The sequence below is a fragment of the Cyanobium sp. HWJ4-Hawea genome (assembly GCF_024345815.1).
GTDB lineage: Bacteria > Cyanobacteriota > Cyanobacteriia > PCC-6307 > Cyanobiaceae > Cyanobium_A.
Genome location: NZ_JAGQBV010000012.1, coordinates 16,044 through 38,932 on the forward strand (window position 1 = coordinate 16,044; position 22,889 = coordinate 38,932).

24 protein-coding genes and 1 pseudogene are annotated in these 22,889 nt (G+C 54.0%); 6 read left to right on the forward strand and 19 right to left on the reverse strand.

What is annotated here, in order from left to right; translation table 11 throughout:
• The first annotated feature begins 15 nt into the window (after positions 1–15).
• Both KBY58_RS04310 and KBY58_RS04315 read left to right on the forward strand, forming a co-directional pair.
• Positions 16–5,436, forward strand: coding sequence for a beta strand repeat-containing protein (locus KBY58_RS04310; RefSeq protein WP_255003116.1), 5,421 nt, complete (start codon positions 16–18; stop codon positions 5,434–5,436).
• A gap of 84 nt (positions 5,437–5,520) precedes the next feature.
• Positions 5,521–7,488: a hypothetical protein gene (locus KBY58_RS04315; RefSeq protein ID WP_255003117.1), complete on the forward strand. Its 1,968-nt coding sequence runs from the start codon at positions 5,521–5,523 to the stop codon at positions 7,486–7,488.
• A gap of 102 nt (positions 7,489–7,590) precedes the next feature.
• Here the strand turns inward: KBY58_RS04315 and KBY58_RS12945 are convergent, their stop codons facing one another.
• From KBY58_RS12945 to KBY58_RS04325, 3 genes are read right to left on the reverse strand one after another with little or no spacing between them, the layout of a single operon-like run.
• Positions 7,591–7,770, reverse strand: a complete 180-nt coding sequence (locus KBY58_RS12945) for a hypothetical protein (RefSeq protein ID WP_315858029.1) — start codon at positions 7,768–7,770, stop codon at positions 7,591–7,593.
• Positions 7,725–8,111: a Uma2 family endonuclease gene (locus KBY58_RS04320; RefSeq protein ID WP_315858030.1), complete on the reverse strand. Its 387-nt coding sequence runs from the start codon at positions 8,109–8,111 to the stop codon at positions 7,725–7,727. The genes KBY58_RS12945 and KBY58_RS04320 overlap by 46 nt, the downstream gene beginning before the upstream one ends.
• A gap of 27 nt (positions 8,112–8,138) precedes the next feature.
• Entirely contained in the window at positions 8,139–8,375 is a 237-nt protein-coding gene (locus KBY58_RS04325; protein ID WP_255003118.1) for a hypothetical protein, read from the reverse strand.
• Between the two features lie 37 nt (positions 8,376–8,412).
• Between KBY58_RS04325 and KBY58_RS04330 the strand changes: the two genes are divergently transcribed.
• Positions 8,413–9,582 (forward strand): Fic family protein, encoded by a 1,170-nt coding sequence (locus tag KBY58_RS04330; protein ID WP_255003119.1) that lies wholly within the window; start codon positions 8,413–8,415, stop codon positions 9,580–9,582.
• A gap of 343 nt (positions 9,583–9,925) precedes the next feature.
• Here the strand turns inward: KBY58_RS04330 and KBY58_RS04335 are convergent, their stop codons facing one another.
• A complete protein-coding gene (locus KBY58_RS04335) occupies positions 9,926–10,132 on the reverse strand; it encodes a hypothetical protein (RefSeq protein ID WP_255003120.1) in 207 nt (68 codons plus the stop codon).
• Between KBY58_RS04335 and KBY58_RS04340 the strand changes: the two genes are divergently transcribed.
• Positions 10,102–10,347 carry a dTDP-4-dehydrorhamnose 3,5-epimerase family protein gene (locus tag KBY58_RS04340; protein ID WP_255003121.1) on the forward strand — a complete coding sequence of 82 codons (246 nt, stop codon included), beginning with the start codon at positions 10,102–10,104 and terminating at the stop codon, positions 10,345–10,347. The genes KBY58_RS04335 and KBY58_RS04340 overlap by 31 nt on opposite strands.
• A 217-nt stretch (positions 10,348–10,564) precedes the next feature.
• Here KBY58_RS04340 and KBY58_RS04345 read toward each other — a convergent pair whose 3' ends face one another.
• From KBY58_RS04345 to KBY58_RS04360, 4 genes are all read right to left on the reverse strand, one after another.
• Positions 10,565–10,831 (reverse strand): type II toxin-antitoxin system RelE family toxin, encoded by a 267-nt coding sequence (locus tag KBY58_RS04345; protein WP_255003123.1) that lies wholly within the window; start codon positions 10,829–10,831, stop codon positions 10,565–10,567.
• A complete protein-coding gene (locus KBY58_RS04350; protein ID WP_255003125.1) occupies positions 10,806–11,042 on the reverse strand; it encodes a ribbon-helix-helix protein, CopG family in 237 nt (78 codons plus the stop codon). The genes KBY58_RS04345 and KBY58_RS04350 overlap by 26 nt, the downstream gene beginning before the upstream one ends.
• Before the next feature lie 146 nt (positions 11,043–11,188).
• Positions 11,189–11,518 carry a PIN domain-containing protein gene (locus KBY58_RS04355; protein ID WP_255003126.1) on the reverse strand — a complete coding sequence of 110 codons (330 nt, stop codon included), beginning with the start codon at positions 11,516–11,518 and terminating at the stop codon, positions 11,189–11,191.
• A 24-nt stretch (positions 11,519–11,542) separates the two neighbouring features.
• Positions 11,543–11,692, reverse strand: coding sequence for a hypothetical protein (locus KBY58_RS04360; RefSeq protein ID WP_255003127.1), 150 nt, complete (start codon positions 11,690–11,692; stop codon positions 11,543–11,545).
• Positions 11,693–11,838: 146 nt separating this feature from the next.
• On the opposite strand from KBY58_RS04360, the gene KBY58_RS04365 reads away from it, so the two are divergent.
• Both KBY58_RS04365 and KBY58_RS04370 read left to right on the forward strand, forming a co-directional pair.
• Positions 11,839–11,997, forward strand: coding sequence for a hypothetical protein (locus KBY58_RS04365; protein WP_255003128.1), 159 nt, complete (start codon positions 11,839–11,841; stop codon positions 11,995–11,997).
• A 231-nt stretch (positions 11,998–12,228) separates the two neighbouring features.
• Positions 12,229–12,519, forward strand: coding sequence for a GNAT family N-acetyltransferase (locus tag KBY58_RS04370; protein ID WP_255003130.1), 291 nt, complete (start codon positions 12,229–12,231; stop codon positions 12,517–12,519).
• Between the two features lie 72 nt (positions 12,520–12,591).
• On the opposite strand, the gene KBY58_RS04375 is transcribed toward KBY58_RS04370, so the two are convergent.
• The 11 genes and pseudogenes from KBY58_RS04375 to rfbF form a co-directional block, all read right to left on the reverse strand.
• Entirely contained in the window at positions 12,592–13,101 is a 510-nt protein-coding gene (locus tag KBY58_RS04375) for an NAD-dependent epimerase/dehydratase family protein (RefSeq protein ID WP_315858031.1), read from the reverse strand.
• 112 nt (positions 13,102–13,213) lie between these two features.
• Positions 13,214–14,209 carry a glycosyltransferase 61 family protein gene (locus KBY58_RS04380; protein ID WP_255003133.1) on the reverse strand — a complete coding sequence of 332 codons (996 nt, stop codon included), beginning with the start codon at positions 14,207–14,209 and terminating at the stop codon, positions 13,214–13,216.
• 336 nt (positions 14,210–14,545) lie between these two features.
• A complete protein-coding gene (locus KBY58_RS04385; protein ID WP_409995715.1) occupies positions 14,546–14,881 on the reverse strand; it encodes a hypothetical protein in 336 nt (111 codons plus the stop codon).
• A pseudogene (locus tag KBY58_RS12980) lies at positions 14,882–15,348 on the reverse strand (formyltransferase family protein); the annotation flags it as partial.
• A 56-nt stretch (positions 15,349–15,404) separates the two neighbouring features.
• On the reverse strand, positions 15,405–16,286 hold the full coding sequence (locus KBY58_RS04395) for a transketolase family protein (protein WP_255003134.1): 882 nt from the start codon (positions 16,284–16,286) through the stop codon (positions 15,405–15,407).
• Positions 16,279–17,091, reverse strand: a complete 813-nt coding sequence (locus KBY58_RS04400) for a transketolase (RefSeq protein WP_255003135.1) — start codon at positions 17,089–17,091, stop codon at positions 16,279–16,281. Before KBY58_RS04400 ends, KBY58_RS04395 begins: the two co-directional genes overlap by 8 nt.
• A 5-nt stretch (positions 17,092–17,096) precedes the next feature.
• Positions 17,097–18,872, reverse strand: coding sequence for a bifunctional GNAT family N-acetyltransferase/PLP-dependent aspartate aminotransferase family protein (locus KBY58_RS04405; protein ID WP_255003136.1), 1,776 nt, complete (start codon positions 18,870–18,872; stop codon positions 17,097–17,099).
• Between the two features lie 265 nt (positions 18,873–19,137).
• Entirely contained in the window at positions 19,138–20,631 is a 1,494-nt protein-coding gene (gene rfbH / locus KBY58_RS04410; protein WP_255003138.1) for a lipopolysaccharide biosynthesis protein RfbH, read from the reverse strand.
• Entirely contained in the window at positions 20,628–20,789 is a 162-nt protein-coding gene (locus tag KBY58_RS04415) for a hypothetical protein (protein WP_255003140.1), read from the reverse strand. Before KBY58_RS04415 ends, rfbH begins: the two co-directional genes overlap by 4 nt.
• A complete protein-coding gene (gene rfbG / locus KBY58_RS04420) occupies positions 20,786–21,886 on the reverse strand; it encodes a CDP-glucose 4,6-dehydratase (protein ID WP_255003142.1) in 1,101 nt (366 codons plus the stop codon). The genes KBY58_RS04415 and rfbG overlap by 4 nt, the downstream gene beginning before the upstream one ends.
• Positions 21,887–22,654, reverse strand: coding sequence for a glucose-1-phosphate cytidylyltransferase (gene rfbF / locus KBY58_RS04425; RefSeq protein WP_255003144.1), 768 nt, complete (start codon positions 22,652–22,654; stop codon positions 21,887–21,889).
• Between the last annotated feature and the right edge of the window lie 235 nt (positions 22,655–22,889).

Genomic DNA, 22,889 nt, shown 5'->3' on the forward strand with positions numbered 1-22,889 from the left:
ACCCCTTCGAACTCCATGGCGACCTTTAACAGCACCATCACCGGCTCCAATACGGGCGACACGCTGATCGGCACCCAGGCCAATCAGTTCATCAATGCCGGATCGGGGAACGACAGCATTTCCACGAGCTTCAGCCTCAGTTGCCTGCTGGGTAACGCCGGCAACGACACGATCGGTGGCGTTGGATTTGGCAATACGGTTCAGGGCGGTAGCGGTAGCGACAGTTTCTATTTTGTTTCAGGCCTCACCCGTGCCCTGCTGCTGAGCAACCAGGACAACGACACGATCCAGGTACTTGCTGGAGCGAGTGCCACCACGATTTATGGCGGTAGCGGCGACGACAGCATCAAGATTGCCGGTGATGCCACCGGCTATTTCATTAGTGGTGATCTTGGCAACGACACGATTGGTGTAACCGCATCGCTGCTGAACAGCACGATTACTGCTGGCGATGGCGACGACCGGGTCTTTGTGACCGGCACCCTCAATGCCTCTTCGGTGCTGGGTGGATCTGGCTCAGACAGCCTGGCGTTCATCCAGCGGGTAACTGGTAGCACCATTTCTGGTGACACCGGTGCGGACACGCTGGCTTTTAGTGAAACGGTGATTAGCAGCTCGATAGCGGGCGGAGCCGACGCTGACCTGATCAATGTTTTGATCGGTGCGAGCGGTACGAATATCGACGGCGGAGCCGGTGATGACTCGATCACGGTGCAGGTGGGTGCAAACGGTGGATCGGTCATCGGCGGAGATGGCAACGATCTAGTAACGGTTACCGCCGCAACCAATGCGTCGATCACCGGGGGCAGTGGCAATGATTCGGTGGTGATCAGCGGTGGCATGACCAGCGGTGTGATCGTCACGAATTTCGGCGACGACTCGATTTCTATCAACGGATCATTGGTTAATGCCGGCGTTTACGGCGGCAGCGGCAATGACACGATTTCGATTGCTGGCACGGTGAGTGCTGGTCTAGTGGGCGGGCAGCAGGGTGCCGACCTAGTGAGCATTGCCAGCGGCGATGTGGTGGGTGTGTCTCTGCAGTTAGCACTTTCCGATGACACCAGCACCTTGGCTGACACGCTGGTGGTTAGCGGCGGTTCGCTAAGCAACAGCACGATTGTGAGCGGCAGCGGTGCTGACTCGCTGAGTATCAATGGTGCGGTGTTGGGCGGCAGCATCAGTAGTGGTGCTGGCTCTGACTCCCTGCTGGTGAGCAGCAGCCTTGGTGGTGTGATCGACCTAGGCGCTGGTAATGATTATGTGAGCGCGGGCAGTTCGCTGACCGTGGCGACGGTGCTTGGCGGTAGCGGTTCCGATTCGCTGACTTTTGCTGGTGGCACGGGCAGCAGTGTTGTGGGCGGTGTGGACGCCGATTCGATCGTGTTCACCGGAGCGCTGAGGGGCAGCACGGTGGTGGGCGGTGACCCAGCCAACGGCGGCAGCGCCCTAGATGGCAATGATTCGATCTACGTGTCCGGATCGATCAGTGCGGTGTTGGCATTGGGCAACTTCGGTGACGACAGCTTGGTTGTTACCGGCGGCAGTGCTTTTGCCAGCTCGTTGTGGGGCGGCAGTGGCAATGATCTGATCAGTGTTGGTGGGGCTGTTTCTGCCGGTGTTATTTACGGCAATAGCGGCAACGACAGCGTTTACATAACTGGATCTTTGGCGGGAGCTGCTTCTGTGTTTGGTGGTAATAACACCAATACCGGTGATCTGGATGAGGATTACATCAGCATCGCCTCGATTAGTTCCGGCTATGTGTGGGCGGATCAAGGCAACGACACGGTTTTGGTGGCAGGAGTTGCCCTTAACGCATCTATATACGGAGCCAGTGGTAATGATTCCTTGAGCATCGGCGGCAGTGCATCGGCTGCGCAACTCCAGGGTGGAGCTGGTGCCGACACGATGGTGATCAGCGGCTCAGTATTGGGTGGCTCGAGCATCTATGGCGGTTCTAATGGCAGCGACGCCAGCGGAGATCTGGCTGATTTGATTTCCATCGGCGGTGGCCTGACCTCTGCGCAGGTACTTGGCAACCTTGGTGATGACACGATTCTGATTGCCAACCAAGTGAGGGCGGCGACGATTTGGGGCGGCAGTGGTAATGACAGCGTCACTGTTGGAGCCAATGGCATAACTGGTGGTGCCGTCTTCTACGGCAATGTTGGTGACGACAGCTTGGTGGTAAGCGGCGCAATTGAGGGCAGCTCACTGTTTGGCGATGATGTCACCGAATCCACCGCGGATGGAAACGACAGTTTTGTGGTGGTGGGAGGCTTTAGTAGCTCCTATTACGCCGGTGCAGCGGGTAATGACTTGTTCAGCGCCAGTGGCACGGTGGATGCCGGTATCGTGTTGGGTGGATCTGGTAACGACAGCTTCACCTTTGGTGCGGTTACCGCCAGCTCTTCTCTGTTGGGTGGTGCGGGCAACGATGTGATGTCGATTGGTGGCATCCTCGCCACCGGTTCGGTTCTTGGTGAAGCTGGTGCCGACAGCATTGTTGTGAACAACTTCAGCCGTGGCTATGTCGATGGTGGAGAGGGTAATGACACCTTGTCTTTAACCGTTCTGCAGGAAGCCTCCAGTGTGATCGGTGGCTCCGGTTCCGATCTGATCATTGTTGCGAACTCGGCCACGAAGGCTTACATCGATGGTGGCGTCGATAACGACACCCTGCGGGTGGTATCTGGTCTGACCTCTTCCACCTTGCTTGGTGGATCGGGCAACGACCTGTTCAGCCTTGCTGGTGGAATGACCAGCGACCTGCTGTTTGGCGGTGACGGCAACGACACCTTCGTCCTGGATGGTGCAATTTCACTGACCACGATTGATGTGGGCGGCGGTGCCGACAGCATTACGTTGGGAGGTAGTAACGCCCGTGATTTCACGCTGAGCGGCAGCCTGAGCGGCACCAGCCTTATTGGTGATGCCGGTTCTGATGTGGTTTTGATTGCCTCTGTAATGAGCAGTGGCTTTATCAGCCAAGCAGCAGGGGTTGACTCCCTGTTCTTCTCCACCACGGTGACCAATACCACGGTGGTTTCTGGTGGTGGTGAGGACACGATCAGCCTGAGCGGTGCTTCCGACAACCTGATCCTCAGTGCCTTCTCGGCGAGCCGTGTCTTCGCCGGTAGCGGCGCTGACACCTTGAGGTTCATCGGTACGGGCACTGGCTTTACCGCTGACCTTGGAGCGGATGCCGACAGCCTTTATTTCGCTGGTATTTCAGTGACTGGGGCTTCTATTTTCGGTGGCTCTGGCGTGGATACCCTGTGGTTGAGCGGCAGTTCTACTGCCACCACCCTTGATGGCGGCGCCGATGGAGATGTGTTCGTGCTGCAGGCGATCAGCAGCTCCGACAGCCTGTTCGGCAACAGTGGTGCGGACTCCTTCCTGGTTCAAAGTGATGTGACCCGCAGCACGATGGAAGGCGGTGCGGACGGCGACACATTTGTGTTTGCTGGCACCTTGGTGACTGCCTCGATCAGCGGCGGAGATGGCAACGATTCTCTGAGCATCGGTTCGACAGCCCTAACGACAACCCTCACCGGCGGCAGCGGTAATGACACCTTCTTGGTTAATACGCTGCAAAACAGCTACATCAGTGGTGATGTGGGTGTGGACTCGGTTGTAATCAGCGGTGCTTTGATCAATTCCACGATTGATTTCGGCGCTGGCGATGAACAGTTCACCCTCACGGTTGATTCCACCAGTAGCTCTGTGTTGGGTGGCGATGGCAACGACACGCTGATCTTCTCGAGCACCCTCACCTCATCATCGATTGTTGGTGGAGCTGGTAATGATCTGCTGAGCTTTGGCTTCGTGGTTGGGGCAACAAACACGATTGATGCTGGGAACGACAACGACACGCTGCTGTTCTCGAGCACGGTTAGCGCGGCATCCATCCTTGGTGGAGACGGCAACGACAGCTTCTCCTTCGGTAATACGATCACTGGTACAACGCTGAATGCAGGTGGCGGCAACGACAGCCTGAGCTTGGCGGTGAACGTGACGGGCTCTTACTTGTCGATGGATTCAGGCAGCGACCTGGTGGTGTTTGCCACCAGCACCACGCTTACCAGCAGCACGGTGCTTGGTGGAGCTGGTAATGACACGCTGAGCTTCCTGGGAGTGGTTGGCTTCTCCACCATCGACGCCGGTGATGGTAACGACAGCCTCTACTTCTCTCTGGCGCTCACTAGCACCACTGCAGCCGGTGGGGCCGGTAACGATACCTTCAGCTTCGCTAATTCGATTACAGCTGTTTCCCTTGCTGGTGATGCGGGTAGCGACCTTGTGAGTATCACATCTGGTGTCTTTGCTTCCACCTTGGCTGGTGGTACCGATGAAGATTCCTTCTACTTCGCCAGCACTGTTTCCAGCTCCTACATCAGCCTTGATGCCGGTAGCGACTTGGTGGTGTTTAACAGCAGACTTGCTGGTAACAGCACAGTCTTGGGTGGATCAGGCGGCGATACCCTGATGTTTAACAGTTCTGTTGATGCAGGTATTTCAATTGATGCTGGCGCCGATAACGACAGCATCTACTTCTCTCTGGCGCTCACTGGCACTACTGTGCTGGGCGGTACAGGTAGCGATACCTTCAGCTTCGCTAATTCGGTTACGGCTTCGCTGGTTTCACTCGATAGTGGTGCTGACAGCATTGTGTTTGCTGCTGCTGCAACCAACTCAACAATTGTTGGTGGCGTTGGCACTCAGACCATTCAATTCAGCAGTGCCGCTGATCTGGTGAGCTTGAGCGGAACCTTTGGTGCTGGTTCCATCCTTGGTGGAGACGGAGCTGACAGTCTTGTGTTCCTTGCTGGTGCAGCCATCAATGGTTCAACGAAGGTGTCCTTGGATGCGGGTAACGACTCTATTGTCTTCACTAACAACATCCTTTCTGGAGCCTTTGGTGGTGGAGCTGGCAATGATTTCTTCACTGGCAATGTCACTATCGGCAACGCTGGTGTGAGTTTCTGGGGTGGCGCTGACAACGACACCTTCACCTTCAACACCATCACAGGTGCAGGGGCAGGTGCAACGGCTTACTTCTGGAATGACGGTGGTACCGATTCGATCGTGTTTAATTCGGTTGTTTCTGGTGGTTCAGGCGCATCTGGTAGCGCTGCCGGTGTGTTCTTCGGGATTACGAGCGGAACTGGCTTCAACATCTCATTCTTGAGTGATCAGACCAGCGCCTCCTTCGGTACTGGCATCAGCAACTTGTTCCAAGTAAATAACAGCCTTGTCAGCTTCGGTATAAATTCTTCTAACTACATCACTCTCTCCTTTGTGGGTGGTGGATCAGTCCAGTTTCAGGGCTTTGATCAGGCTGAGGCAAGGGCTATCACCAACACATTTGGTTCGGCTGGTGGTGGTACTGCTCTGTTCGGTGCTGCTGCCTCGATTCCTACCTTCAGCTGAGGCTGACCGCTTTCACGGTCTTCACATCCCTCAAGCCCCCGGAAACGGGGGCTTTTTTATGATCTGTTGGCATAGGCTTTCTTGATGCATTTTCGCGATGATCGGCCGTGGCTGGAATTGTTTTTTCAGGGCAGGCGCCTTGAGGCCGAGGTGGTTCTTCATGCCCAGCGTTTGCAGTGCCACGGTTTGCAGCGCAGCTCCGATCCTGGTGCTGTAAACGGCACAGACCCATCGGATCTTTCCGCACTTCAACTCCTGCAGCGTGCCTATGGCCGGGAGTTACCAAAGCCGGAGGCGCCTATGCCAATCTTGCAGGCGGCCTACCAGGCCGCCGGGGATAGCCCTAGGGCCCTAAGGGCATTGATTACCCAGGAGCCTGGTTATCCCGATCCGCTGTTGCTTTTAGCACTGCGCACTTTGTTGCCTGCCGCCGCTGACCATGGTCTGCGGCGGCAGTTGTTGCAGCGGGTCGGTTTATTGCTTATGAGGCAATTCCCCCAGCGCCATGATCTGTTATTGGCTTTGTTGATGGCGGAAGGTGCCAGTGAGGTCCTCAAGAGTTTGCCCCAAAGGTCCATGCCGGCTTCTGCCTACTACGGCAATGGACAGGTGGCGTTGATGGAATTGCAGTCGCAATGGTCTAAAGGTAATTACGCAAATTTGCTTCTTACTTATATCCACTATCAGCTCAGCCAGCGTTGGTTTCCCAAGAGCGATTATGTATTGCGTTGTTATACAATAATTGGCGCTATTGATCGCGTTGATGCATTATTTCGTGCTATCTATCAGCGCTATGCGGCTGAGCTTGTCCCGGTTACGTTGAGTAATATGTTGTTCACGGCCCTTGGCCTTGAACAGTTAGATCAGATTTACGTTAACCAGCTCGTGGAGCATTGGCGGCGCCTCACCCGAACCCCCTGCCAGGTCGCTGAATCACCGGCCCCGCGGCCTCTGCAGGCGCTAGAGCGACCCACCCTGGTGGTTTGTTCCGCAGATCTGCGCATGCACCCAGTGGGCCGTTTTTGGTTGCCCTTGGCCCAACGGCTATCCGGCCAGTTCCGGCTTGTGCACGTGGGCTTTAATCCCCATGAACACGACTCGGTACGTGATCAGTTACGGGCCTGCTCCGATGGTTGGCATCTGCTTGAGAGCACCGCAACCGCCGAAACAGAAGCTTTGCTGCGAAATCTGCAGCCAGATCTGTTGTTGGATCTTGGTGGCCATACGGCCGATAACCGCCCCGGCCTTTTAAATCAGCGTTTTGCGGCTGTACAGGCCACCTATCTTGGGTTCTATGGCCCCAGCTATGGCGAACAATGCGACTGGTGGGTTTTAGATCAAGCCATTGCGCGGCGGGTACGCGATTCCTATCCAGGTAGTGAGCCGATCTGGGAACTACCGGGTCCATCACTTTGTTATGACCCCAGCTCCCATGGCCTGCCGCCAGTGCAGCAAATCGCCTACAGCGAACCTGATCACCCCGTGATCGGCTCTTTCAACCACACCCGCAAATTAACCACCGCCTGTATTGAGCGTTTTGCCCAGTTGCTGCGCTCGATGCCTCAGGCTGTGCTGCAGTTTAGATCCCATTCCTTTTATGACCCGGCAGTGCGGCGCTGGTTTGTGATGCGGTTCCTTGATGCGGGCGTAGCCGCCCACCAACTACAGCCCCTGCCCTATGCACCATCGGGTAAGGATGCCTTGCTCGATTACGGCCGTATCCACCTGCACCTCGATTCCTATCCAGTGAGTGGTACTACCACCACCTTGGATTCCTTGGCGATGGGTATTCCAGTGTTGACTTGCCCGAATCATCTCTATGCCGGAGCAATCTCGGCGGCGCTCCTCGAGCATGCAGGTTTGGCTGAGATGGTTTGTGAACACCCCGATCAGCTAGCCCACAGGGCTAAGAACTTGTGTGAGCGCTATGCCAGTGCCGAAGCGCGGCGGCAGCTGGCCCAGCGGGTACGTACTTCCCCACTTTGCGATCCCCAAGCCCTACCGGCGATGTTTGCTGAGCAGCTTGGCGAGATGCTTAGGCGAGCACGCTGATCAATTTCCCCCTTCTACAGCTGCCCGATTTCGCACGGTATCGTCCAATATTTGTACAAGCTGTACCGAATTGGAAAATGCACAATATCCACTACAAAAACTTCAGCCCGCCCAGATCTCCTCAATCCCCAACTGCAGTTCAGGAAACTCTGGTCCAGCCTCCAAAACACTGAGACCTTCAAATCGCTGTTTATCGCCGCTGGATGACCAGACCTCCACGGCCTGTTGGTGGGGAATCAACAACCAGCCGAGCCGGGCGCCGTTGGCCTGGTAGGCAGCCATCTTGTTGCGCAGGGCCGTGAGGGCGCGGGGGTGAGGTTCTGCCAGCGATCTAAACGCACCAGGGAGGCGTCGGGGCTGAGCACGGAGTCGTCGGGCAGGCGGAAGCCAGTGGAGCTATCAAACGCCTTCCAGGTGGTGCCTGATCTGGCAAAGCGCTGCAGCTGGAATGCAAGTTCGCTGTTACGACCGCCCGTTTCACTGCCTGTGGGCGTCATTGCCAGCACCTGGCCATCGGCAGTGAGTTCAAGCACCGCCCCACTGTTCTCGGCACACAGAAGGCCAAACTGTTCTGGCGTGAGCTGCAGATCGACGGGTGGGAATGGTCTTGCAGAGAGGGCCATCACCCCAGGCCTGAGGACTATTTCAGATTAGTTCAGTTCGCTGGCGTGGCCCATATGAGTTGCAGCAGTCGCCAGCGGGGATATCAGCGCACCAATGTCAGAGCTTTTGTACAACCTGTACAGAATCGTGAAGCGCGAAATTTCCACTACCGGAACCTCAGTCAAAGCCTTCAGGGGAGCGATTCCAGGCCTTGCGATGTATTGGACCATCCACCCTTGGAAGGCATAACCCGCCACGGCAGCCATGAAGCGATTACCTGTCACCTACCGCTTCATCGGGTGAAGCGATTAGGCTGCGGTGATGGCTTCATCCTGGATCTGGCAGCGGCGCAACTGGCCCCAGTTCCGCTGGAAGGACTCCGCTCTAGCGCCGCTGCTGCTGCAGGCCCGCTCTGCGCGTCAGGAGCTGCTGAGCCAGCTGGAGAAGCTGGAAACCCCGCTCGACCTGGAAGCGATCTCCGCCTTGCTGGGCCGCGAGAGCCTGGGCACGGCCGCCATCGAAGGCGAGCTGCTGGATCCCGCTCAAGTGCGCTCCTCGATCGCGCGCCGGCTTCACCTCCCCCTGGCCGAGGGACAGCCGGCCGCCAGCGCCCAGGTAGAGGGCCTGCTGGATGTGTTGCTGGAGGCCACTAGCACCTTGGATGAGCCCCTCACCCTGGCCACCCTGAACCACTGGCACAGGCGCCTGTTTGCCGCTGGCCCCGATGGACTGCGCGCGATTCGGATCGGTGAGCTGCGCGATCAGGCACCGATGCAGGTGCTCTCTGGTGCGATTGGCCGTGAGCGTCTGCACTTTGAAGCGCCGCCTCGAGACCAGCTCAAGAAGCAGCTGGAGGCCTTCCTGGATTGGGTCGCCTCCCCGCCACCACAGCTTGATGGACTGATGTGCGCGGGCCTGGCCCATCTCTGGTTTCTCACCCTTCACCCCTATGAAGACGGCAACGGTCGCCTCGCCCGTGCCATCACCGATCGGCTGCTGGCCCAGGCCTGCAGGGCCCAGGTGCAGCAGGCGTTATCTGGCCGCGCCCTGGGCATCTCCGCCCAGATCCTGCGGGAGCGGGAGGCGTACTACAAGGCATTGGAGCGCTGCCAGCGGGGAGATTTGGAAGTCACAGGCTGGCTGAGCTGGTTCCTGGAGCAGCTGACGGCAGCGGCGGCCACCAATGGCACCGTGATCGATGCGGTGCGGCGCAAGACGGCCTTCTGGTGGAGCCACCGCCACAGCGGCTTCAATAGCCGCCAGCAGAAACTGCTCAATCGCTTGCTGGATGCCGAACCGGAGGGGTTCACGGGCGGCATGACCCTGCGCAAGGCCATCGGCCTCACCAAGGTGAGCCGCGCCACGGCCTGGCGCGATCTGGCCGAGCTGGTTGAGCAACAAGCGATCGAGCCGATCGGCGAAGGCCGCAGCCGCGCCTATCGCATCCATTGGCCTGGCAGTTCACCACCCGGGCTTCCCGGGGGCCGATAGCCAGGGCGAGAGCCTCGATGATCTCCAGGCCAACCTCGAGGACGTGATTACCATCCTCTGCGGGCTCGTCAAAGCGAGCGCAGCAAGGCCTCATAGGCCTTGTGTGACCCGACCCAGAACCAGATCAACGTGCCATCCTTCAGAACTCCGACGGCCCGCCAGTTGAGATCGACACGGGCCGAGTAGATCGGAAGCGTTGTATGGACCTTCTTGAATCTGAGGGATGGATGGGCCGGGTTCTCTCGCCAAAGTTGGTAGGCGCGCCTGATCTTTCGTCTTCTTTCGAGGGGCGCCTGGGTGTAGAGCTGCCTGAACTGATCAGTCGTAACTGAGTTCACTACAGCTAATCGATGGACTGCACCCGGCCAGCCTGGAAATCTTGAATGGCTTCACTGGCCATTTGCTCCAGCAGGTTCTGCGATCCAGCGAACAGGGCGCTCCAGCGCTCTTCTGATTCCATTTCCTCAAGCAAGATCGCAGCCAGCACGTCCTGCTCCTCTTCTGGGAGCTTGGCCGCGGATGCCACCGCTGCAGATAGAGCTTGGGTCATCGGTTCTGCTCCAGATCAGGTGGCTGGGTCTGTTCAACCGTAGCGGGGGCATTGGGGCAAGTCGCCACGGAACCGGCGCCCTGTTAATTCCTGAGGGCTGTGCCCATGGCTTTCAGGTGCTGGAAGCCAGCAGCGAGCTGCTTTATCTACATTCCGGAGCCTGGGTGCCAGAAGCTGAAACCGGCCTGCGCTTTGATGACGCCCAGTTGGCCTGAGTGAGCGGGATTTGCAGCTACCGCTGATTAGGCAGCCTCTAGGCCTGGATCCACTACTAGAACTTCAGCCAGAGCATTCAGACGCAGATTCCAGGTCTTGGGATGTACTGACCTATCCACCTTTATGGGGCAACCTCAGAGATTTGGATGTCACGGGCTGGCTGAGCTGGTTCCTGGAGCAGCTGGCGGGTCACTGAATCGTTTCTATGTCGCCAGTTCAGCGATAGGCCTGGCTCCGATGGGCGACCTGGAGTACCAGCACCACCAGCTCATCCTCCTGGATGTCACAGATCACCCGGTAGTTGCCCACGCGGTAGCGCCAGAGACCCGTGAGGTTGGCAGTAAGACCCTTGCCTCGCTGCCTGGGGTCCTCGGTCTCCAGCACCAAGCTGTTGAGGTAACGGAGCAGAATCTGGGCTTTAGAGCGATCGAGCTTCTTGAGCTGCCTTCTGGCCGTCTCAGAGATCCGCAGCGTCCAGGCCAAGTTCCTCAATCACAGTTTTGAGGCTGTGGGTCTGCTCCTTGCCGCAGCGAACCCTATCCAGCACCGAAGCGCCCATGTAGGCGTCCTCCAGGTCGTCGATCCCGGCTTCGATCAGCTCCCGCAGGTAGTAGGCCTTGGAGCGGCCCGTGACTTCAGCGAGCTGATCCAGCCTTGCTTCCACTGCTGGGTCCAGCCGTACGGACGTGGGCACGTGGGCTCATGAATCGGTGTATTCACCCTAGCGAAGACCCACGTTTAACGGGACCCTTTTGATGCCCGTTGCCATGCCCCTGGCTACCTCCAGGGAGGAGCACCCGGCGCTTGGGATGCCAGCTCGATTTGCAAAGTTACCGCTGATTAGGCAACCTCTAGGCCTAGATGTTTCACGTAGGGAATGAAATCACGATCGCTGAACAGCAGTGGCAGCCCGGCTTCCATGCAGGCAGTGGCAATGATTGCGTCGGTCGTTTTGCGCACTGTGATCCCCATGCTGCGCAGCTTGCGGTAATTGTTCGCTGTTTTCCAGGCATTATGAGCTCCTAGCATCGGCAGCAATGCCAGCGAGCGGAACAACTTGCGGGCGGTGGCTACGTCGCGCTCGTGGCGAAAGCCCTGAACCACTTCCACCAGAATCAGATCACCCACCACCAAAGGCGTCACCCCCAGGAAACGATCGAGTCGATCCACTCCAAGGAATCAACAACGATCACGTCACCTCTGGGAATTTTGGTCTGGCTGGGGGGCATCTAACCGTTGGAGGTCAAGGCTGCCTTCCCAGCGCAACTTGCCACGGAATTTATGGAACTGAGCTTGCTGGTTGAGCTGCATCAAGGCGTCATCAATAACGATATTGGTGCGCATGGCCGCAGACCTGCGGATGTGTATGCGTTGGGCGTATTCAACTCATTAGCCAGGTTGCCTGGCCGGCTAAGACCAGCCGAATCGAGCTGCGGGCCACAGAAGACGAGCGCGACCTCCTGGCCCAGGGGCGCCTGGCAGCCCAGAGGGTGCTGGCCGACCGGGAACAGTTCCTGCTCGATGCCGACGGCCAAAAGGAGTGGGAGCGGATCAACAGCCGCCCGGCCCGCAACCTGCCAGGGCTGGCGCGCCTGCAGCAGCGGCCATCGCCCTTTGTCATCCCAGCGCCAGATCAACCCGTGGCATGAGCGGCTACCAACCGCCAGCGCTGTTGGCGGGCCGTCACCAGTTCACAGGATTCTGTTGCCGATCGCAGGAGCAGACAGCCTGGCTAGTTGAGACGGCCCGGCAGGCCCATGGCACCGGCACCACCCGGGTGTTTGTGACTACCGAACTGGATCAGCCGCAAGTGATCGCCTACTACGCCTGGTGCATGGCGAGCGTGGCAATCGCGGATCTGCCCGAGAGGCTGCGCCGTGGTGCTGGCCGCTACCCCCCAGCCCATCGCCCTGCTGGCTCGTCTGGGGGTCGACGAACGTCATGAAAGCAAGGGCCTTGGCGCTGCCCTGCTGCTGGATGTGATCACCCGGGTAGCCAGCATGGGCAATGCGATCGGCTGCCGTGGCTTGCTGGTGCATGCCGAGTCCAAGGAGGCGAGGAGCTTCTACGAGCACCTGATTCCAGAATTCGAGCGTTCACCCACCGATCCGCTGCACCTGTTGCTGCTGCTCAAGGACATCCGCTGCACGCTGGGCTCGCTGCCCCGTTGATTGGCCCGGCATGGAATCCCCTGCGCCGATTCGGAGCGGTGCCGCTGGGGCGGGAGGCCCTCGATAAGATTCTCAGTTCGTACCGGCCTCCCAATGGCAAGGTGAGCGAGTAGATGCGGATGGGGGCCCTGCAGCAGCTCCGGCCCTGCAAATCGCTTCAGCCAAGGGAACTGTGACGCGAAGCCCTAGCTCCCGCTGGGCTTTTGTAATATCAGGCACATAGCGATTATGTACTCCAGCGGGGTTGGGTTTGCCAAGGTTGTGTACCGGCTTCTCTGGAGCAAGTAGGTCGCGAACCAGGTGGGCAATGTCTGCGATGCTGATCACTTCATCTGAGCCCACGTTGTAGGCCTGGCCAGAAGAGCCATGCTCAAGCATGGTGAATAGCCAATGGGCTAGGTCGGTTTGGTCGAGGTAGGTGCGTTGGGGGGTGCCGTCACCGGCCACGGTAACGGCATCTGCGGTTAGGGCGTCGCGAATGAAATTGCCGATAGCGAAGTGAACATCGAGCGGAAGGACGGAGCCGACAAAGGCCAAGCATTTTGCTGCGACAGCCTCCAAGCCGTGCAATTCACAATACAATGAACTAAGTTATGTAGCCTAAAAAATATTTTAACAAAACCATCATGCCGCCCACCTCGAAAGACAATCATAGATACAGCCAAGATGACGCAACAATGAAATCCTAAAAAGACTAGTGATTTATTGCCCTAAAGATCTCAGGTAGTGGATAGTCCGCGCTACCGAGAGGCGATCCTGGAAAGGGAGTACAATTTTGCCCTAGGATATATGTAGACCGATAGGCGTATCCTAAGTGGTATGCAAACCCACCCGGCACAAACTCCTGCTTGTCAATTATAGAAGAATCCAAAAGATGCACGATATGGCATGTATGAGGTGCGAATAATGCTCCGTTAAGGGCACCAGCACTTTCCCCTATTACATGAGATGCACCATTGAACAGCATTAATTTTTCCGAGAAAGTCAATGTAGCTGGATCCAGCACACTGCCACCAATTTGCCTGACAAATGCCTCAATTTCTAATATATTTTTAACACGGCATCTTCGATTGTCAGCCCTTGTTGCAAACAAAATCTGTCCTACATGTCTATGCTTAGGCATAAATGATCCTTTTGCGCTATCAAGCCAGTCCTTCAGAATTGAAAAAGAAATTCCCTTGTTGGGGACCAGTGGAAGGTATAACTCGTCAAGCCTAATACGATGAAGCTTGTTTTTAGGTGGCAATAGCCTGTCGATATATGTTCGCGAACATGGCATCTCGAGTTTCTCAATCAACTCTAGCTGCCACCTAGGGCATTCAGCAGCAATAGGAAGCGCAAGGTTAGCAAGAGTGGCTTCCGCAAGCCTCAGCTTTGCAACGATAAGCGGAGCAAATGCATCAAACATGAAATGGGTATAATTCTGCGAAAATGGCCACCAAAGTAACCGAAGCCTAGTCTCAATCTCTTCGCATGGATTAGAGATGCTTAAAAGCCCATCGGGGGCTTTAGCCAGGAAAGGAAAACAATGATCCCAAAGCTCATTGCCTACAGATTCCAACAAGAGCCCAGCATCGCTAACAAGAAACCATCTAAGTTCATTGTTGCTAAAACGATAAACATATATACATGGCCTAATAAGCTTGATTATGCCAATTTCCAGCGACCCCCAAAGATCTACAGAAAGCATGTCTCTCGCACCACGAGAAAGTGGAACACACCTAATACTTCGATGAAATTCAGCAAATGAACTCCAGTCGCCAAAGATATCACGAGAACATATTTCTATAGAAGAGTCGTCAATTAGATCTTGATATTCGAGACTACGCCTAATACTGTTTTGCATGATCAGGTTAACACCCTAGACGATTAAGGTACAGAAATAAAAACTTAATGCCTATTAAGATTCTCAGCCGCAAAATCGTGAACAGTCAAAAGGGCAGTTTCCTGAACCGAGTGGGCTGCCCCCGGGCGGTGAAGGAGAGGTGTGGGGGGGCATGAATTGGCTTTCGGAGGATTATCATAGCTAGTCAAACGAAGATTCACGAGAAAGTTCAATTCGAACATATACTCTACCTTGATCATCGTCGAAATACGCAAAGCCTCTGTTGCCGAAAGTCCTAGCACGAAGTATATTAAGTACATTTCTTGCTGTTGTAGGCTTATCCAGACTGATGCAATCGATTGCTTCAATAGCACTTTTTCGATTGTAAGAAGATCCTGCCGTTAAAATGTTTTGAGGCATGCAATTAAGCTTTCCTTCTCTAATGGCAGGCCAATTAGACTTAAAGAGATCAACAATCTCATGCTGCAATCTATGATAGAGGTCAAACGAAGTATCAGTTGGGAAAACAGGGACCACTTTCTGAGCCCAAATTGGGCCCGAATCTGCTTCGGGAGCTAATTGGTGAAGAGTTACTCCTGCAATATCACTATTAATCAGATTATGTACATGTGGATACCAACCACGATTGCAGGAAGCAACGCTGGGTGAAAATTAATAGTTATGTCGCAAGAAGAGTAAACATTCTCTGGCAGTAGCCAAGGCCAATAAACACAGATAATAACGTCTGGATTTAGCCTAGAAAAGCTATCTAGCACTAAGGGATCTGAATAATCTTGCTTGCCATAAAAGACCGAGCTGGCAACTAAGCCGCACTCGGCCTCAATTTGTTTATCAGTCTGTGGATTCTGATCACATAAACAAAGCGCAACGATTTGAGCAGAATTAGATGAAGATAGATATCGAGCCACTTCCAAGCCTGGAAGGTGATTAGCGAATAGAGCTATCTTTAATGGCCCATCAAGACGTAAAGACTGAGAAATCATAAGTAAAGCAGATGAGGTCAGACATTCAGAATGGAGAAAGAAAATAACTTGAGAGCCTACATTCGAACAGCTTTTGTTATATATTCAGGATCCCCAACCATTCCAATCACTTTGCTGTCATAATAGCTACAAATAATAGTAGGTGCCCGGGTGTGAAGAGACTTTCTGTGTATCTGAAATTGCTCAAATACCCACGAACCAAACCCACCGGCAATAAGATGATCCTCAAATGTATAGATATAGTCGTACACTGATAGCACTGCCACAAGCTGTTCGCTATAAGCCGAGCTCCAGATTGGCAAGCTCGCAATATCAAACTCTTTGTAAGCGCTATCCTTTTCCTTGAAGATATCTTGCGCTGATACACCGGTAGCAAGAATTAACTTTCTTGAGGAAACTTTCTGCAAATAGTTTAGCTCACAGGGAGCAATGGATGACGCGCTCGAAATGACAGCTTCACCAGCTTTATGAAGCCGTAAATAGGATGGACCAGGATTCGCTAGGATATATTTTATACAAGCACTAGCCTCAAGTGGATCACATGGGCAGAGAATCAGTGTATTTGGGAGAGATCGCATTAATGCAATATCTTGTATCGCATGATGACTATAGCCGAGTTTTCCATAAGCCACACCACTGCCAACGGTGACAGTAGTGTAGGAGAGATTATGATAATCGACATCATTTCTTAGCTGTTCTGCACATCTCCATGTAGGAAAAGAGCCAATCGAATAAGCGAAAACATGAGATCCTTCACTTGCAAGACCGGCACCAACTCCCACCATATTTTGCTCTGCAACGCCTACATTATAAAATTGAGACGGATATTTTGTTTGAAAAGGCTCAACAACAGACCATCCCAAATCACCAACCAGTAGATACAGCCTGGGGTTCACCTGTGCTTGTTCAATTAATAGTTTTATAAGTGTGTTACGCATGAGATGAAATCTCCAATAATGCTGCCTGGAACTGCTCTTGAGAGGGATTTTTATAATGCCACTCTACTTTGTTTTCCATAAATGAAACTCCTTTCCCTTTAGTGGTATTAGCAATGATAACATTAGGAGAATTACAATTGCTTGAAGCTGCAGCAAAAGCGGAGCTCAGCTCTTGATGAGAATGGCCGTCAACTGAATACACCTTCCATCCAAAGCTTGAAAACTTGTCTTCAAGCGGGTCCATATTGAGCGTCTCTTGTGTGCTCGTAAAACTCTGAAGATTATTTTTGTCGACAATAGCTATAAGATTATATAAGCGATGATGAGCCGCAAACATTATGGCCTCCCAATTGCTGCCCTCATTTAGCTCGCCATCACTTAATATAACATATGTATTCCAAGTCTTTTTTTGGCTCTTAGCATACAAGGCTTTTCCCGCGCCAACAGGGAGGAGATGTCCTAGAGCACCAGCTGAAAACTCCACACCAGGAACATAGTGGCTTATATGGTTCATTAGACGACTTCCATTTGTTCCGTAATCATCTAATTCTTCCTTAGCAAAATATCCAAGTTCTGCTAAAACAGCATAAATAGCAGTACACGCATGCCCCTTACTTAAAAGCACTCTGTCACGATCGGGTTGTAGTGGATCGCTTGGGCAATGATTTAATATACTAGAAAATAGAACAGCTACAATGTCGGCGATTGATAATGCACTTGATATATGCGAAGCACCTGCCTTCCAAACCATGCGCAATGCGTGTTGGCGGACATATTTTGCCAACAGGAATGAATCTTGACTCATAACAACTAGCTCTTTGTGTGAAGATTAATCCTTGAGCAAACATATTTTATCACTGCTTCAGAAAGTCCTACACCGCTTGGGAGATTTATGCATGTCTTTCCAATATGCAAGGCATTTGGACTCGGAAGGCTCTTATTTTGCCATATGGGATATTGGCTAATAGCTGGGAACACAGGCCTAGTGTCTATATTATCAGCTCTCAGAGCATTTATCAATTGATCTCGATTAACAGGTGAGTGGCTAAGTACTTTAATGCTACTCATCCAATAAATACTACGACAATCCTTTGGTTCATGATTGAGGGCAATGCAATTGTTTTCAGAGAGATATTTATGATACCAACCAAAAACTCTTCTTTTCATCGCAACTAAGGTTTCGATTCTGTTTAACTGACCTAACCCTATCGCAGCTTGAATATTTGACATTTTATACTTTAATCCCTTTTCATCAATCCAAAATGGTACGTTAACTTCTGCATTTCTGCCTTGATCCCATATTTTCTTTGCTTTCGAATATAACTCAAAATCATCTGTTAAGAGCATCCCCCCCTCTCCGGTTACCATCAATTTTGCTCCTTGGAAGCTAAATGCGGAAAAGTGGCCAAATGATCCGGTCTTTTTCTCTTTAAACTCGGCACCAATAGACGGAGCAGCATCTTCGATTACAAGAAGACTAAACTTCTTTGCAATCGCCATTACGGCCTCCATATTCGCGGGGTGGCCATACATGTGAACAGGCATTATAGCTTTTGTTTTATCCGTTATAGCTTTTTCAATTTCTGAGGGATTTATTGTCCAGTCATCCTTATTAACATCCACGAAAATAGGCGTTGCATTGACATAACGTACAGCATTTGCTGTCGCAACCCAAGTCAGGTCTGGAACTATAATTTCATCCCCTTCTCCTAGGCCCAAGGCAAGAAGTGCAATGTGCATAGCACCAGTGCAGCTTGAAGTGGCCAAAGCATATCTTACACCAATGTAATCTTTAAAGCAAGCTTCTAGTAGATTGAGATATTTAGACCAATCTGCATTCCATCCATTGATAGCAGCATCGTATGCATAGAAGCTCTCATATTGAGATATAGACGGGCCTGCTGTAAGTATAAGTGATTCTGGAGTCAGAGTCGCATCTTCTTTGTAGACCATCTCAAGCATTACTTCACTCGCAATGTGCTTATTGGAATCAGCGCATGGGATTAAATTTATAAAGCCATCTGAAGCAGAAGGATCCTCCATCATTGGAATTGACCTTGTCTCTATAAATTTATTTTTTTGATAAAACCTTATAGCCCTGCTATTGGTGGAAAAAACGCGAAGGCTAAATCCCTCAACGTACATTGATATCTTAGCCCAATCTAATAAGGCTTTTAAGCATTTGGAGAAAGTATTTGGAGGCAAGTCTTCGGAGAATCTAGAAATATTATCAAGTTCAAGTATGTGAGCTGAATTATCGATAGATGCTAATCCCATATGGCCCACAACGCTGCCTTGAGCATTAGTTACCAAGAAAAGAATCTTATTGGGAGAGCTAGCCAATTGCTGCTGCAACCATTTCTGTGTAGAGGCTCTTGTTGCTTCAAACCTTGTTGGATACGCTCTAACATTAATATTCCTCCATTTTGCCAGAAGATCGATTGTCTCAAGATCTCCTAATATGTATTCTCCAATAGGGATTAATGATAAAGACACAGCAGAAATAGATTTAATCCCAGCTACTATTTTTGTGGGATTATTCTTCAAAAAAGAAATGAATTCAAGCCGCTCTTCGATGACTTTCATTTGGCGCTTATGATGAAAAGAATTAGAAGCTTGTTGGTGAAATAAGCAATGATACTAGCGCCTTACTGAGCCTATGCGCTGCCTTGTACATTGTCGACTTTAAGAACCTTAAGGCGACGGCATAGTAGTAATTGCTTGCAAAACTTAAGGAATCTCGGAGAACTTTGACAAAATAAAAATATAGTGGTTGGGCGGAGTTTGCCTTGATAAGGTCTCAGGAGCTATTAGACCTCCAATAACTCTTTTACCCAACGGCATGCAAAGATTACTTGGCATGGCTGGAAAAATTGCTTATTACCTCTATTTCTCTTAGCAACATATCACGTGTCAGCCCTGGATAAGTGCCCAAAAATAGGCTGTCAGACATAATCATATCACTGCCATTCATGTCAGAAATTATCCTCACTGCTTTTGGATTATCATAAATTAGCTCCACAAAAGCAGGCTGCCTCATCAGGTTGCCGCCAAACAACATGCGGTTGCCGATCAGGTTCCGGTCCAGCTCCTGGGCTAGTTCCGTACGGCTGAACGGAGCCCCAGCCTTCACCGCAATCTTGAAGCCAAACCAGCTGCAATCCGTGCGGCAGCCGCTCTCGTCCCAGCTGAAGCCCGTATCCGCATCCCAGCTGGTGGCATGGGTGGGCAGGGCAAACTCCAGCACATCCTCATGAACCGCCAAGCCACGGCGCAGGATTTCCCAGTTTTGCTTGCGGGCCTCGATGAACTCCAGCAGCCGGCGCAACTGCACCCGGCCGATCGCTGCCTGGGGATCAAGAGGTTTGAGGTTGAAACCCAGGTGGCTATAGGTGTATTTGTGGTCGTAGCCCTGGGGCAATTCGCCTAGCTGCCAGCCAAAGCGCTTGTTGCAGGTGTTGTCGATGCCGCTGGGGCACCAGCAGTCGCGGCCCCAATCGCGGAAGCTTTCGGCGATCACCTTGAGCTTCTGCTCGCTCACGATATTCACCGCACCGCCCTCGCCCATGGTGAGGTGGTGGGGCGGATAGAAGCTCTGGGTGCTGATGTCGCCCCAGGTGCCCGTCCAGCGCACCACCCGATCTGGCCCCTCGTCTAGCCCCGGGCTATTTTCGCTAAAGCCCAGGCTCTCGGCCAGCGGCCGTGGCATCGAGTAGCTGCAACCGAGGGCGTCGCAGTTGTCTTCCACCAGCCAGAGGTTGTATTTGCGGCAGAAGGCCAGCGTGGCCGCTAGATCAAAGGGATTGCCCAGGGCATGGGCCATCATCACGGCCTTGGTTTTACCTGCTTGGTAGGCAAGCTCCAGCTGGTCGCAGCGGGCATTGCCGGTGACCGGATCGGCATCGATGAACACCGGCACCGCCCCCACCTGCACGATCGGCGCCACCGTGGTGGGAAAGCCGGCCGCCACCGTGATCACCTCATCGCCCGGCCTGATGCGGCGCTCAGCAGGCAGCTTGGGCGAAGTAAGTGCCGAGATCGCCACCAGATTTGCGCTGGAGCCGGAATTCACCAGCAGGCTGTGGCGCACCCCCAAGAAGGCCGCCAATTCCTTTTGAAAGGCCTCTCCCTCACTGCCAAGGGTGAGCCAGAAATCGAGGGTGCTGCCGACAGCCGCCTCCACCTCATCTTCCGTGAACACCCGGCCGGCATAGGGGATGGTGCTGCCCTCCTGCCAGGGGGTGCGCTCCGGATCTGCCGCAGGGCGAAAGCTGCCATGCACCTGGCGCGAATACTCGCGGGTGAGGCGCAGGATTTCTTGCTTAAGGGCTGCTGGATCGGTCATGAAGCTGAAGAAGCCACCACAGAAAAAGCGAACAACGCATCGGCGCCTTCGTCTTCATCACCACGAATGAACGACGGCATCTGCAGATCCAGTATGGCTCGGCGCTCCTGTTCAATTGCCTGCACCTCATCGCTGGTGCACTTATTTGTGATGCTCATCGGTCAAGCTCCCTTTGATAGCAGGTTAAGTCGTCCAAGCAACACTCCAGGGGACTAGCCCCCTCCTGCACGGCTCGATACCAGTTCACCGTGCGTGCCACGGTGGCGGCAAAGGGCCAGCGGGGCCGCCAGCCGAGCTGGTGGTGGGCCTTATCGATCTGCAGGTGCAGGCGGCCGGATTCATGGGGTGCACTGGGATCGGAGAGATCCCGCCAACTGCCATGCCAATGCTGTAGGGCCTCCTCAATCAGGGCCTGCACGCTTCGATTTGCCTCCAGCGCCGGTCCAAAGTTGAAGGCACTCGCAAAAGAGTTGGCCGGCCCATGGGCCGTGGCCAGCTTCTCGGCCAGAAACAGGTAGCCGCCCAGCGGTTCGAGCACGTGCTGCCAGGGTCGGGTGGCCTGGGGGTTGCGAAGCGCTATGGGCTCGCCCGCTGCGAGGGCGCGCATGGCATCGGGCACGATCCGGTCAGCTGACCAATCTCCACCGCCGATCACGTTGCCGGCCCTGGCTGTGGCGATCGCCAGATGGGGGGTTTGGTGGCTGCCATCACCGCAAAAGCTGGCTCGCCAGCTGGCGATGGCGATCTCAGCTGCAGCCTTGCTGGCGCTATAGGGGTCGTGGCCGCCGAGGCGATCATCCTCGCGGTAGCCGTAATCCCATTCCTGGTTTGCGTACACCTTGTCGGTGGTCACCATCACCACCGCGCAGGGCTGCTGCAGCGGTTTGAGGGCCTCGAGCAGGTGCAGCGAACCCTGCACATTGGTGGCCCAAGTGCCCAGGGGGTCGGCGTAGCTGCGGCGTACCAGGGGCTGGGCAGCCAGGTGCAGCACCACTTCAGGTTGCACCTCAGCAGCGATTGCCGCCAGACCAGCCGCATCGGCCAGATCAAGCAGGTGATGGCCCGCCAGCCGGGGTGCCAAATCAAGCTGATCAAACAAAGATGGTGTGGTGTCTGGCGTCAGGGCCAGCCCATGCGCCTCAGCACCGAGCTGGGTGAGCCAGAGGGCCAGCCAGCTGCCCTTAAAGCCAGTGTGGCCAGTGAGTAAGACCCTCTTGCCTCGCCAGAAGTCTGCATTAATCGACGGAAAAGACATTCAGGCCCAAACCTTCCAGGGAGCCTGGCCTGAAGCCCAGAGCTCTTCGAGCTTGTGGCGGTCGCGCAGGGTGTCCATCGGCTGCCAGAAGCCGTTATGGAAATACGCACTGAGCTGGCCCTGGCTTGCCAAGGTATTCAGCGGTTCCTGTTCCCAAATGCAGCCGTCGCCATCGATCAGATCGATGGCCGAGATATTGAGCACGAAATAACCACCATTGATCCAGCCACCATCTCCATCGGGTTTCTCCTGGAACTGGGTCACCTGATGTCCATCTAGGCCAATGGCCCCGTAGCGCCCAGGTGGCTGCACGGCAGTCAGGGTGGCTTGACGGCCCTGTTGATGGTGGAGCTCCACCAGGGCCTGAACGTTCACATCAGCTACACCGTCGCCGTAGGTGAAGCAGAACGTGTCATCCAGATACTCGCGAACACGCGCAAGACGACCACCCGTCTGCGTGAATTCACCCGTATCAACAAGAGTGACTTTCCACGGCTCAGCGTTCTGCTTGTGGATCTCCATACAATTGGAATCCATGTGAAACGTCACATCGCTGGTGTGCAAGAAGTAATTCGCGAAATACTCTTTGATCATGTAGCCCTTATAACCGCAGCAGATGATGAATTCGTTGATGCCGTAGTGGCTATACGATTTGAGGATATGCCAAAGGATGGGCTTACCGCCCACTTCAACCATGGGCTTGGGTCGGAGATGGGTTTCTTCGCTTAGGCGTGTGCCGAGGCCGCCGGCCAGGATAACGGCTTTCATTTAGTCAGCTCAGAACTTGGTGGTCGGCAGATTCTAAAGGTCTCGGAGAATGCTTGATCTACTGGCCAATCAGCTGCCCGAATGATCTGCCCGGATCTATGCTAACCCTAGATAGCATTGATCGTTGTGCAGCAATGGTTCTGGCAATAGTTCTAGCTTCACCAACCGCCAGTGCCCTCCCCCTGCCGCATCACGACAACCAAACCCAGCGAGAACTTCTCCTCGCCTGAGATCA